Origin of the sequence: Photobacterium frigidiphilum, from assembly GCF_003025615.1 — a bacterium.
Lineage (GTDB): Bacteria > Pseudomonadota > Gammaproteobacteria > Enterobacterales > Vibrionaceae > Photobacterium > Photobacterium frigidiphilum.
Map to the genome: position 1 here is coordinate 192,191 of NZ_PYMJ01000002.1, position 12,622 is coordinate 204,812.

9 protein-coding genes are annotated in these 12,622 nt (G+C 41.5%); 7 read left to right on the top strand and 2 right to left on the bottom strand.

Annotated elements, in window-relative coordinates; genetic code table 11:
- The first annotated feature begins 102 nt into the window (after positions 1-102).
- The 7 genes from C9J12_RS03035 (at position 103) to purF (ending at position 10,594) form a co-directional block, all read left to right on the top strand.
- Complete coding sequence (locus C9J12_RS03035) at positions 103-4,302, top strand: FimV/HubP family polar landmark protein (protein ID WP_107241356.1); 4,200 nt, start codon at positions 103-105, stop codon at positions 4,300-4,302.
- Between the two features lie 121 nt (positions 4,303-4,423).
- On the top strand, positions 4,424-5,209 hold the full coding sequence (truA, locus tag C9J12_RS03040) for a tRNA pseudouridine(38-40) synthase TruA (RefSeq protein ID WP_011219310.1): 786 nt from the start codon (positions 4,424-4,426) through the stop codon (positions 5,207-5,209).
- A 142-nt stretch (positions 5,210-5,351) separates the two neighbouring features.
- Positions 5,352-6,275 carry an acetyl-CoA carboxylase, carboxyltransferase subunit beta gene (gene accD, locus C9J12_RS03045; RefSeq protein WP_107241357.1) on the top strand — a complete coding sequence of 308 codons (924 nt, stop codon included), beginning with the start codon at positions 5,352-5,354 and terminating at the stop codon, positions 6,273-6,275.
- A gap of 221 nt (positions 6,276-6,496) precedes the next feature.
- A complete protein-coding gene (gene folC / locus C9J12_RS03050) occupies positions 6,497-7,762 on the top strand; it encodes a bifunctional tetrahydrofolate synthase/dihydrofolate synthase (RefSeq protein WP_107241358.1) in 1,266 nt (421 codons plus the stop codon).
- 77 nt (positions 7,763-7,839) lie between these two features.
- Entirely contained in the window at positions 7,840-8,427 is a 588-nt protein-coding gene (locus C9J12_RS03055) for an SPOR domain-containing protein (protein ID WP_107241359.1), read from the top strand.
- Positions 8,428-8,491: 64 nt separating this feature from the next.
- On the top strand, positions 8,492-8,983 hold the full coding sequence (locus tag C9J12_RS03060) for a CvpA family protein (RefSeq protein ID WP_107241473.1): 492 nt from the start codon (positions 8,492-8,494) through the stop codon (positions 8,981-8,983).
- A 93-nt stretch (positions 8,984-9,076) separates the two neighbouring features.
- Complete coding sequence (gene purF / locus C9J12_RS03065) at positions 9,077-10,594, top strand: amidophosphoribosyltransferase (RefSeq protein WP_107241360.1); 1,518 nt, start codon at positions 9,077-9,079, stop codon at positions 10,592-10,594.
- 112 nt (positions 10,595-10,706) lie between these two features.
- Here purF and C9J12_RS03070 read toward each other — a convergent pair whose 3' ends face one another.
- On the bottom strand, positions 10,707-11,306 hold the full coding sequence (locus tag C9J12_RS03070) for a Yip1 family protein (RefSeq protein ID WP_107241361.1): 600 nt from the start codon (positions 11,304-11,306) through the stop codon (positions 10,707-10,709).
- Positions 11,307-11,551: 245 nt separating this feature from the next.
- Entirely contained in the window at positions 11,552-12,430 is an 879-nt protein-coding gene (locus C9J12_RS03075; RefSeq protein WP_107241362.1) for a LysR family transcriptional regulator, read from the bottom strand.
- Positions 12,431-12,622: the final 192 nt, after the last annotated feature.

Sequence of the window (12,622 nt, forward strand, 5' to 3'; positions counted from 1 at the left end):
AGTTATTTTTTGAAATGCCGATAGAAATTTGGATGGAAGTTTTTGCTTTAATTATTAGAACTAGCTTTCAATTTCATACCCTGCCAGAGAGGATAGCGGGCAGTGCCTAACCTACCTAAATTCGTAACACGCTTCATTTTACCGGTTGCCTTCGTAACAACAGTTTTTCACTTACCGGTGCAAGCGAATACCGTACGTATCATTGGCCCATCTGATGATGATCAGCCGTTTACTGTTTCCGATCGTTATCGTGATACTGGGGGGGCAAATAGCTATTCCTTGAATCAATCAGCGTCAGCGAATAACCTTTATGGCCCTACGACTGCCAATGAGACATTATGGGGTATAGCCTCTCGTTATCGTCCGAATAATTCAGTTTCTATTTACCAAGTAATTGGCGCTATTCATCGTGCAAACCCGCAATCTTTTGAAAATAACAATATCCATGGGTTAGAACCTGGTAGCCAGTTACGCATGCCTACAATGGCGCAAATTCAACGTGAAGACGTTGCAGGTGTTAAGCGTCGTTTAGAGGCAGATCAACGCCGCCAAACACGATCAGCTTCGACGACATCTAGAACCTCTAGAGCGGTAAAGCCGTCGACGCAATCAACCGCTCAGGTTGTCGCTACACCAATAGCAAAACCTGAAAAAGCAATAGTGGAATCGGTTACGCCACCGAAAGCCCGTTCTACATCGAAAGCCAGTACATCGCAAAAAAGCACATCAGCGCGGGCAGTTATACCGGCGAAACCTGAACCGACAGAGTTACAGGAACAGCTTGATGCCTCTGATGAACAGATGACTAAGCTGTTAGAAAGTAACCATTTGCTTCGTGTACGTTTATCTGAAATGCAATATGAAGTCTCGGCACTAAAAGATCAAATCACCGACGATGAAGCATTACGTGGTGAGATTATAGGCTTCCTTGAGCAGCAAAAAGAACAGGCTCAAGTACAAACAACAGACACGGAACCATCATGGTTTGATCAATTTATTTCTAATCCTTGGCTGTTGGCTGCGGCAGGGTTGATTCCTGGAGGTTTGATTGCGGGCGCGATAGCATTCTTCATGTTACGTCGTCGTAAGGATGACGATGATTCAGATATTAAATCATTAGAAAATCAGGAAGGCAAAGAGTTACCGATTGCACCCGCGCCATTAATGGCAGATACCACAGATAATGAATCTGATTTAATGTTAAGTGAAGATCAGGATATTGATGATCTATTTGCTTCCGATGATTCTCTGTTTGGTAACCCTGAAGAAAGTTTGTTTGATAATGATACGAATCCTGCATCCAGTGAAATGCTAGATGATACGACAAGTTTAGATTTATCTTCTGATCTGGATGATGAGTTTGGTTTAGATCTTGATAGCAATAGTGGGCTTTCATCGCGCAGTATTTCAGTTAAAGGCGATGATCAGGCGATTGGTCTTGAAGATATGGAGCGTGCTCTTGATCAAATGGAGCCATCTTCAGAGTTGAGTTCAGATGAAGCACTTGCCGCAATGTGGGAGAAATCACTGCAAGAGCAAGCGGATGATGAGCCAGACTTTGATTTATCTGATGATGCAGATAGTGAGTTTGATTCTGATTTGATGAGCAGTAATAGTATTGAGGATGGTCTGTTAGATCAGTCTATTCTTGATGATCTATTAGCGGAAGTTGAAGCAGAAAATGAAAACGAAGATACAAAGAATAATACGACTGCGTTTACTGAAACGCTAGAAGCGAATATAGAAGAAAGTGCAACATCCAATGCTGAAGAAGTGGGTGATCAAAGTGAATTGGATGCATTATTCGATTCGTTTGATAGTTCAGGTAGTGATTTATCATCAGAAAATGGTAACAGTGATGAGGCTGAACAAGCCGCGGTTGATCAAGCGCTTGCAGATGCTGAAGCAATGTTTAATCCGGCGGTGGTTACTGAAAGTGACTATTTTTCAGCACAACAAAGTGATGTGGCAGAAGAAAGTACAGCTCAACAGACTGATTTTGATTTGAACTCTGAAGATGATGTCAGTGATGAGCTGATATTTGAAGAAGGAAGTACTGCATTACTCGATGATATTGTTGAAGATGATGAATTTAGCAGCGATATCGAAATTGAAGAAAATAGTACGGAATTACTCGATGAGCTGTTATCAGACGGCAGTACTGATGACGAAGAATTAACGTCAACAATTGAAATTGATGAAAATAGTACCGCCTTACTTGATGAGTTAATTGGTGATGCAGATGATGATACGGATATTGACGCCAGTTCTTTTTATGAAGAAGAATTAGAAGATAATACTGAACTTGACCAGCTGATCATCGATGAAAATAGCATAGAGCTACTTGATGAAATTCTTGAGCATAATAATGTATTAGATGCTGACGATAAGGTTGCCGCTGGTCACCTTACTGAGCCGAACTTGTCCGATGATAATATTCAGGATGAATTCAGTGATCCTGAGTTTGAAAGTGCATTATCAGCACCTTTGCAAGAGCAACAAGGTTTAGCCAAAGAAGAAGTGACCAATAAGCCTGATGCTGATTTTCCAGAATCAGAAGCAGCTGCATTTGACGCTATTTTGAATGAAGCCTTACAGTCTGATGATGATAATGAAAAGTCAGTCGATGATATTGATACCTTGATTGCCGATGTTGACAGTGAAATCAATGAAATAGATAAAGGCGAATCTGAAGGTAATGATGTTGAAACCATTGAGCGCAGTGTTACAGATTTACTTGAAGAGCTAGATGCAGCAGAAGCTCTTGTTGCTGAAAATGAAAATCAAAGCGAAGAACATCCGGTTGTCGATTTAGATGACTTTCCTATTTTTGATGAAGAAGCTGCATTATCTGAATTAGACGAAAAATCACCCGTTAATAGCTCAAACCCTATTGGTTCTCAGGTAGGGGAATCACTCTCTGTTGAGGAGTTACCTGAGTTTGATGAAGATACCGCCTTCAATGATCCTGAAGCTGATGCATTAGAAGATGATCTTTCATTATTATCAGAAGATGATGAACGCATTGCGCTCGATAAAGTTGTTAAAAATTTGCAACAAGCGGTAGAAGCCTCTGAATCTTACAGTAATAACGTTGCTCAACCGCCACGAACTGAAACATCCTTTGAGCATGAGCATGAGCATGAGCATGAGCATGAGCATGAGCATGAGCATGAGCATGAGTCTGCATTTGAAGCGATTGATCCAACTACACTGCCTGAATTCAGTGAAGATGATGCATTGCAAGCATCGCTTGAAGAACAGAATGAGCTTGAACAGTACGAATTAGAACAAGGCCTTAAGGTTAAGTCTCCTGTTGCACAAACAGCTTCACAGAACGCGACTGACTCCCAAGTGAAATCGCGCTTTCAAGAATCAGCCGCTGATATGTTCGATGAAGATCTTGTCGATTCAGCAGGATTAGACATGGAAGCGTTGCTGACTGAACCCGCAGCTATGTCTACAGAAGCTATGTCTACAGAAGCAATGTTTACAGAAACGGAGGGTGAACAAGCAATAGAAACACAAGCGATGGATGAACAAGTAATCGCTGAACAGCAAACTGAAGATAGGGAACAGAGCCCACAAAAATCCAACGTTGAACTTGATGATCCGATAGTGCCAGAGCATACCAAAGAGGATGCAAAGGTAAGCGTTAATCAAGAAATTGAAGCAGCAGAACGTGATGGATTGTTATTTGATGAGCCGTTAGGTAACACTGAGCAAGATCTAGATTTTAATAGTCATGATTTCATGAACAGCGACATTATTGAAGATGACGCGATTGATTTATCTGTACCAGAAGAAGACGCTGCTGTTTGGGCTGGCTCAACACCTGAACCTGAATTGGAAAGTGAAGATTGGTCTATTCAGCCCGAGATGCAAGTTGAAGATGTCACATCGGTTGATCCTGAATCATTAATTGAAGAAAGCGAAGAGCCTGCTTTAACGTTTGCAGAGCCAGCTAGTGTTTTACTGGATGAGGAAGAACCGCTCGCTTCTCCTTACATCAGCATTGATGAGCTAATGAAAGAAGAAGAACTCACTAACCCTGTTGATTTAGATGCAGAGCCGCTAAACCTTGAGGTGGGATTGGATGAGTTCCCTGATGTACTTGCTGGCATAGAATCTTACGATGTTGATAGTCATGGTGAATATTCAAGTAAATTGGATCTCGCAAAAGCCTATTTAGAAATGAATGATGCAGAAGGCGCAATAGGCTTACTTGAAGAAGTTGCCCAAAAAGGTGACTCAGTAAGTCAGCGTGAAGCAACGAATTTATTAGCACAATACAAGCGTTAAGTATTTATTATCCCCTTAGGCGAGCTATCAAGCGTCTAAGGGGCTTCTTTTCCTACACTCTATTCCTTATAATCCCTTCCTTTGAAATTGGCCATGCGCCGCTCTGAGAACGAATTTAATTATGCGAATAGCTTTAGGTATTGAGTATGACGGTGCAAAGTACTGTGGTTGGCAACGTCAAGTCGATGTAGATAGCGTACAAGAACGCTTAGAAAAGGCGCTATCGCATATCGCCAATAAACCGATTGCCGTATTTTGTGCAGGGCGAACTGATACAGGTGTTCACGGCACGGGGCAAGTTGTTCATTTCGATGTTGATGTTGACCGTCAAATGGTTGCATGGACGATTGGGGTTAATGCGCATTTACCTCGTGATATTTCCGTTCGCTGGGCAACACAAGTGAGTGATGATTTTCATGCTCGTTTTAGTGCAACAGCACGTCGCTATCGTTATATCATCTATAATAGTGCATTACGCCCTGCTATTTTTGGTGTTGGTGTTAGCCATTACCACGGGCATTTAGATGAAAAGAAAATGCACGAAGCTGCACAGTACTTAGTTGGTGAGCATGATTTTACGTCAGTACGTGCAAGCCAGTGCCAATCTCGTAGCCCATGGCGCGCGATGAAGCATGTAAATGTGAGCCGTCAAGGTGATTTCGTTATCATTGATATCAAAGCGAATGCTTTTGTCCATCATATGGTACGTAATATTGCAGGTAGTTTAATTCGCGTTGGTCGTGGTCAAGAAACACCCGAATGGATGAAGTGGGTACTGGAACAAAAAGATCGTCGTGTTGCGGGTGAAACGGCAAAAGCCGCGGGATTATATTTGGTTGCCGTTGATTACCCTGAAGAATTTGGTTTGCCCAGTTCGCCGTTAGGGCCTATTTTTCTTCCGGATTAATCATTTTTTTGGGACCTCGCATAAGGTACAACCAGTTTTTTATCTACAGACTGGCAACTTTGTGCTTTAATTCCCCTCTTATAATTATTGAATTTGTATCCTCGGCGTAAAATAAGCGGGGGAATTAAATTAAAGGTCATTCATGAGCTGGCTTGAAAAGATTCTAACTAAAAGTAATATTGTCTCTTCTCGTAAAGTCTCAATCCCTGAAGGGGTTTGGACTAAATGTACTTCGTGCGAGCAAGTGCTTTATCACGCCGATCTGGAACGTAACCTAGAAGTTTGTCCAAAGTGCGATCATCACATGCGAATGAAAGCTCGTCGTCGTCTTGAAACGTTTCTTGATACGGAGAGTCAAGTGGAGTTGGCTGCAGATCTAGAGCCAAAAGACATATTAAAATTCCGTGATTCTAAGAAATATAAAGATCGTATTTCTGCTGCTCAAAAATCAAGTGGTGAAAAAGACGCACTTATCGTTATGAAAGGTACATTGCTAGAGCAACCGATTGTTGCTTGTGCATTTGAGTTCTCTTTCATGGGCGGCTCTATGGGCTCGGTTGTGGGTGCTAAGTTTGTTCGTGCTGTTAATGAAGCCATGGAAAGTAATTGTGCATTAGTGTGCTTTTCTGCCAGTGGCGGTGCACGCATGCAAGAAGCATTGACGTCACTGATGCAAATGGCGAAAACGAGTGCTGCATTAGAGCGCTTATCTGCAAAAGGTTTGCCGTTTATTTCCGTATTGACTGACCCAACAATGGGCGGCGTATCTGCTAGTCTTGCAATGTTAGGTGATATCAATATCGGCGAGCCAAAAGCATTGATTGGTTTTGCTGGTCAACGTGTTATTGAGCAAACAGTACGTGAAAAACTTCCTGAAGGTTTCCAGCGTAGTGAATTCCTGCTTGAGCATGGTGCAATTGATATGATTGTTAACCGTCGTGAAATGCGCCAACGTATTGGTGGTCTTGTTGCTAAAATGACCAACCATTCTTCACCTTTAGTTGTGCCTATTGAACAACCTAAACTTGAAGAAAGTGCACCAGAGCAAACACAAGAACAAGAATAAGCCATTCGTTTATTATTATTGTCGTTCGAAAATTGTTTAGAAAGCGCCTGTTGAATGTATTCAACAGGCGCTTTTTTATATCAATAGTTTGAGGGTTTTTAACAAGAAAATGTTTCAAAATGCTAGCAGTAACAATTTATTAGTTTGTTTGGATTAATTTAACGACAGTTCAGTGTTAGATTAGACGTTCCAATGGGTATCAATAAGTGAATATATCACCAATGTCTGGATTGACTGCACCACATGCCACAGCCTCTTTGCCTTCATGGCTGACCTATTTAGAAAAACTTCATACAAGCGCGATTGATCTTGGTTTAGATCGTGCGTTTGCTGTCGCTCAAAAAGAGCAATTGATCAAACCAGCAGAGCGGGTTATTACCGTTGCGGGAACTAACGGAAAAGGGTCTACCTGCGCCATTCTTGAAGCGATATTGATTGATGCGGGCTACAAGGTAGGGGTTTACAGTTCACCTCACCTTATTCGTTACAACGAACGTGTTCGTATTAATGGACAAGAACTTGATGACAGTTATCACAGTGCTGCTTTTGCTCATATCGAACAAGCCCGTGGTGACATCAGTTTAAGTTTATTTGAATTTGGAACATTAGCCGCACTGCATTTATTTAAGCAGCAGCGTGTTGATGTAGTGATTCTAGAAGTTGGCTTAGGTGGACGACTAGATGCAACCAATATTGTCGATCACGATGTTTCTGTTATTACCAGCCTAGCTGTTGATCATGTTGATTGGCTTGGTGATGATATTGAAGTTATTGGTTTTGAAAAGGCGGGGATCTTCCGTTCTGAAAAGCCGGCGATTTGTGGGCAACCTAACCCTCCTGCAAGCGTACCAGCTCACGCGGATGATATTGGGGCTGAGCTTTATCAGGTTGGTTACCAGTTCAGCTATGAGCAGCAAGGGGGTACTTGGAGTTGGAATTGTGGGGCTTTTGATTTAACAGATTTACCTATTCCCGCATTACCACTTCCCAACGCCGCGACAGCACTAATGGCGCTGGGTACTGCAGATCTTGAGATTAGCGATAAGAATATAGCAACAGGCTTGGCTAAAGTATCGTTGCCGGGTCGTATGGAGCGGGTGAGTGAGTCACCACTAGTGTTGATGGATGTGGCACATAATCCTCACGCTGCTGAGTACCTTTCATCACAATTAACGCAGTTGAAAGTACGCGAAAACAAAACGCGTATTCATGCGGTTGTGGCGATGCTGCACGATAAAGATATTGCTGCAACAATAGATGAGATAAAAGGCATTGTTGATATGTGGTATCCCGCATCTTTGGAAGGTCCGCGTGCAGCGAAAGCCGATGAGATTATCAGCCACTTATCAATTGATGTAACAGGCTTTGCCTCTCCAGAGTTGGCATTTGACGCAGCCTTAACACAAGCAGCACCAGACGATGTGGTAATCGTCTTTGGCTCGTTTTACACTGTCGGTCAAGTATCTAGTTATCTCTCTCATCGTTAGTCTCTTTGTGATTAATGAACAGAGACATTTTCGCAGAAAATTTTTTGCGATTAGTCCCAGAATAAACAGGAGTATATGTGGCGAGTAAATTTCAAAATCGTCTGATTGGTACCATTGTTTTAGTTGCGATTGGTGTGATTTTTTTACCCGATTTATTTGATGGAAAAAAAGAGCATTACCAAGAGCAATTTGCCAGTATTCCTTTACAGCCTGAAATTGCTGATCAGGAGGAATACGCTGTTATTCCTGAACCTGAATTTGAAGACGTTGTACTGCCACAAGAACCGGTATCTGCCGTTATCGGTGATGAAGGATTTAAACTTACATCTGATTCAAAAATGGCTGCTGTGGTAAAAAGTGCTGAACCTTTAGCGGTGAAACCGCAGCCCGTTGAGCTACCAAAGACAAACAATATAAACAGCGGTTGGGTTGTACAGCTTGGCGTTTTCCGTAATTTTGAGAACGCGCATAGGCTGGTGGCTGATTTACGCAAAGCGGGATTTCAAGCGCATGTATTTCCTAAACAACCAAAAACGGGTGACTTGGCAAGAGTGGTTGTTGGTCCAGATGTCTCGAAAGATAAACTTTCTGACCAAGCTGTTCAATTGGAAAAATTAACCGGATTAAAAGGCCAATTGGTCAGATTTAACCCACTAAATCCTTAGGTAAACGTTTGCGTTCTCATTTTTTCTGTTAGAATACGCATCAACAAGACGATATATATAAATGATGATCTGGATAGATTACGTAATTTTAGGCGTGATTGGCTTCTCTGCACTGGTCAGTTTGATCCGTGGATTTGTTAAAGAAGCTTTATCGTTAGTTATTTGGTTTGCTGCCTTTTTCATTGCAAGCAACTTCTATAATCAGTTGGCAGCTTACTTTACCAATATTCAGGACGACACACTGCGAAATGGTAGTGCGATTGCTGTCCTGTTCATTTCAACGCTGGTTGTTGGCGCGGTAGTGAACTACGTTATTGGGCAACTCGTACAGAAAACAGGTTTGTCAGGTACAGACCGTGTACTCGGCGTTGTATTTGGTGGTGTGAGAGGGGTACTCATTGTATCTGCCATACTATTTTTCATTGATACCTTTACTGGATTTTCAAGTGCTGATTGGTGGAAAGCGTCAGAACTGATTCCTCAGTTTGGTATGGTGATTGAATGGTTCTTTTCATATATCAAAGATACATCAAGTTTTTTACCCGGCGCACTGTAGCGTCGGCTTCTTATCAATTGTATGTGGCAACAGTGTTACCTATGCTATTGCTGCGCACAATCTGATATTTAATGCGTGACGAGGATTTAGGACATGTGTGGTATTGTCGGAATCGTGGGGTCTACCCCAGTAAACCAGTCTATCTATGATGCACTGACCGTGTTGCAACACCGTGGTCAAGATGCTGCCGGTATTGTTACTCTGGAAAGCAATCGTTTCCGTCTGCGTAAAGCGAATGGACTTGTTCGTGATGTGTTTGAAGCTAGACACATGCAGCGTCTTCAAGGGAATGTGGGTATTGGTCATGTACGTTACCCAACAGCAGGAAGTTCTAGTGCTTCAGAAGCTCAACCATTTTATGTGAATTCACCTTACGGTATTTCTTTGGCACATAATGGTAATTTAACAAATGCTGCTGAAGTTAAAGAATCTTTATTTACCCATGCTCGTCGTCATGTTAATACAACATCAGATTCTGAAATTCTGTTAAATGTATTGGCAAATCAACTAGAACTGTCTAACTCTTACCCTTTGAAACCTGAAGATGTTTTCACTGCAGTACGTGAAGTTCATCGCAATGTAAAAGGTGCATATGCCGTTGTTGCTATGGTGATTAGCCATGGTTTAATCGCATTTCGCGACCCACATGGTATTCGCCCGTTATGTATTGGTAAGCGTGAAATTGACGGTTCAACGGAATATATGGTTGCTTCTGAATCTGTTGCACTTGATGCGGTAGGTTTTGATTTCATGCGTGATGTTGCGCCTGGCGAAGCCATATATGTTACTTTTGATGGCCAATTATATACTGAACAATGTGCTGATAACCCTGTATTGAATCCGTGTATTTTTGAATTCGTCTATTTCGCTCGCCCAGATTCATTCATGGATAAAGTGTCAGTTTACAGTGCACGTGTGTGCATGGGGCAGAAATTGGGTGAGAAAATCAAACGCGAGTGGGATGACCTAGATATTGATGTTGTTATTCCTATTCCAGAAACATCATGCGACAGTGCATTAGAAATCGCACGTACAATCGACAAACCTTATCGTCAGGGTTTTGTGAAGAACCGTTATGTTGGTCGTACATTTATCATGCCTGGTCAGCAAATGCGCCGTAAATCAGTACGTCGTAAACTAAATGCGATCCGCTCTGAATTTAAAGGTAAGAATGTACTGCTAGTCGATGACTCTATTGTTCGTGGTACAACATCTGAACAGATCATTCAAATGGCACGAGATGCAGGTGCTAACAAAGTGTACTTAGCATCAGCTGCACCAGAAGTTCGTTTCCCTAACGTTTATGGTATTGATATGCCATCGGCAAATGAGCTAATCGCTCATGGTCGCGAAGTTGACGAAATCAGTAAGATGATTGGTGCGGACGGTCTTATTTTCCAAGATTTGGAAGATTTAGTGGCAGCGGTAGCTGAAGGTAACCCTGATATTAAACTATTTGAAACCTCAGTATTTAATGGCAATTATGTAACGGGTGATATAGATCAACTGTACCTTGATTTTTTAGATTCGTTACGTAGCGAAGACTCTAAAACTCAACGTGAAATTCAGCAAGATCTTGCTAATTTAGAGCTTCATAACGAAGGCGTTTAATCAGCGCTGAGTGCTAAAGCTTAATATATAAAAAAGCGTGCAATAAAAAAGCGAAGCCAAGTGCTTCGCTTTTTTGTATGTGGAATTTAGCTCGCTGTTTGAACTGATGCGTTTAATGGCTAAATTGTGGGCCTAAACCGTATTCCCATAGGATCACAGAGCCCGCTAAAATTGATACCAATAAAACCAAGCCACAGGTCACAATTGAACTGGAATAAATGAAACCACGTTCTTCTGGTATGTGCATCAGAATTGGTACACCGGTATATAAAAGGTACACCGAGTAAGCAATACCCAGTAAACCAGCAATCATTAGAAACCAGATATGCGGATATAAGGCAGCGATACTAATCATAAACAGTGGTGTGGCAGTATAGGCTGCAAGCTCAAGTGCTTGTGTATAGCTTGGTGTAGAACCAAAGGTATGGCTCATCCAATACGATAAATAGGCGAGTGCAAACACCCCCACAACTAATGCGAAATACATAGCAATCGACATGCTAAGTGCACTTGCTTGGGTTAAGTAGATAGGTTGACCAACACCTATTTTCCAACCAATAAACACACTAGAAATAAACGCAAATAGAGGCGGTAAAGTGGCAATAATAAGAATGTGACTGAGACTTTTTGTAACTCCCTCATGTTCCTTGTCAATTGTGCGCCACTCTTGTTTAGGGTGGGCGTAAATTCCAAATAAATGTCCCAAAATCATAACGTTTCCTCGTTAAAAAGTGCCAGCCGAGCACATAACTATCGTTAGATATTCGATGTTGAAAGGCAAAGTAGCGCATTTCACTACTATTAACATTTAGTCGGAGATTGGAAAGTTAGCAAGGAATGGCGTTATTCAAGGAATAAAAAAGCCAATTGGCAATACCAACTGGCTTCATAAAAGCGTCAACCTATTTTAGGACTAGATAGCATTAAGCTTTTTTAGAATTAAACTAAGAATTATAGTTAGCTTAATGCATAAAAGTCGCTTGCAAATTCAATGAATAGACGAAGCTTTTCTGGTTGGTAATCTCGATGGTTGTAAAGAAGATAAACTTCACGAGGGTTCGCTGACCAGTTATTCAGAATGCGTACAAGCTCGCCAGATTCAATGTATTGCTCTAGCATTACATCTGGCATGAGTGTAATACCTAAACCTGCGCAGCATGCCTTACGAACGACATCAAGCTGATTAGCTTCAAAGAGACCACGTTCATTGATAGCAACGGTATCACCATTATGATCTGAGATACGCCAACGAAGCAGTGGATTACCTTTTAGCAAGGTATGATCATGAAGGTCTTGAGCATGTTTAGGCTCTGGATTGTTTTTGAGATAGATAGGGCTCGCAACCAGTATATCTTTTACTGCGCTAATACGGCGGGCGATAAGCGTAGAATCACGCTGTGGGCCAACTCTAAACATAATATCCCAATCAGTTGGATCTAACTGTTCGGGCTCACTACTCATATGTAATTCAATGCTGATAGCTGGGTGCTTTAGCATAAATGCATTCAACATTGGCTGTAGCAGCACTTTCGTTAAATTAGACGGTGCAGCTATTTTTAACTTACCAGCAGCGCCTTTACATTCTTCACTAATGTGCTCCGTCGTATCAACAAGCTGTTGAAGTAAGGGGGCACAATCATCATAAAATTTTTGTCCAGCTTCTGTTAATGACAGTTTACGAGCGTGACGGTTGAGTAATCGAAGATTCAAACATTCTTCTAGAGCTTGAATACGACGGGTCAGAGTTGCTACCGGCACTTGTGTTTTACGAGAGGCACCTGTGTAGCTGCCATTTTCGACTACCATGCGGAATAAATTCAAATCATCAAGTTTCATATGGGATCATTTTTGAAAACTCATTACAAGGAATTGTATAACAAAATGTTTCTAAATATGTCGCTTATCTTAAAGTTTTTAATTTAAATTGCAGGTAAGCGTTTTTATGCTCTTAAATTGATGATTAATTTTTTATAAAAATGTCTGTTTTTTTGATATGGTCTGCAGAAATGAGTACTTTTTACTGTTCTT

Excerpts from the sequence above, each read along its gene's own strand:
- C9J12_RS03070 (WP_107241361.1), bottom strand. The coding sequence starts at position 11,306 with ATGATTTTGGGACATTTATTTGGAATTTACGCCCACCCTAAACAAGAG.
- C9J12_RS03075 (WP_107241362.1), bottom strand. The coding sequence starts at position 12,430 with ATGAAACTTGATGATTTGAATTTATTCCGCATGGTAGTCGAAAATGGC.
- truA (WP_011219310.1), top strand. The coding sequence starts at position 4,424 with ATGCGAATAGCTTTAGGTATTGAGTATGACGGTGCAAAGTACTGTGGT.
- purF (WP_107241360.1), top strand. The coding sequence starts at position 9,077 with ATGTGTGGTATTGTCGGAATCGTGGGGTCTACCCCAGTAAACCAGTCT.
- C9J12_RS03060 (WP_107241473.1), top strand. The coding sequence starts at position 8,492 with ATGATCTGGATAGATTACGTAATTTTAGGCGTGATTGGCTTCTCTGCA.
- folC (WP_107241358.1), top strand. The coding sequence starts at position 6,497 with ATGTCTGGATTGACTGCACCACATGCCACAGCCTCTTTGCCTTCATGG.
- accD (WP_107241357.1), top strand. The coding sequence starts at position 5,352 with ATGAGCTGGCTTGAAAAGATTCTAACTAAAAGTAATATTGTCTCTTCT.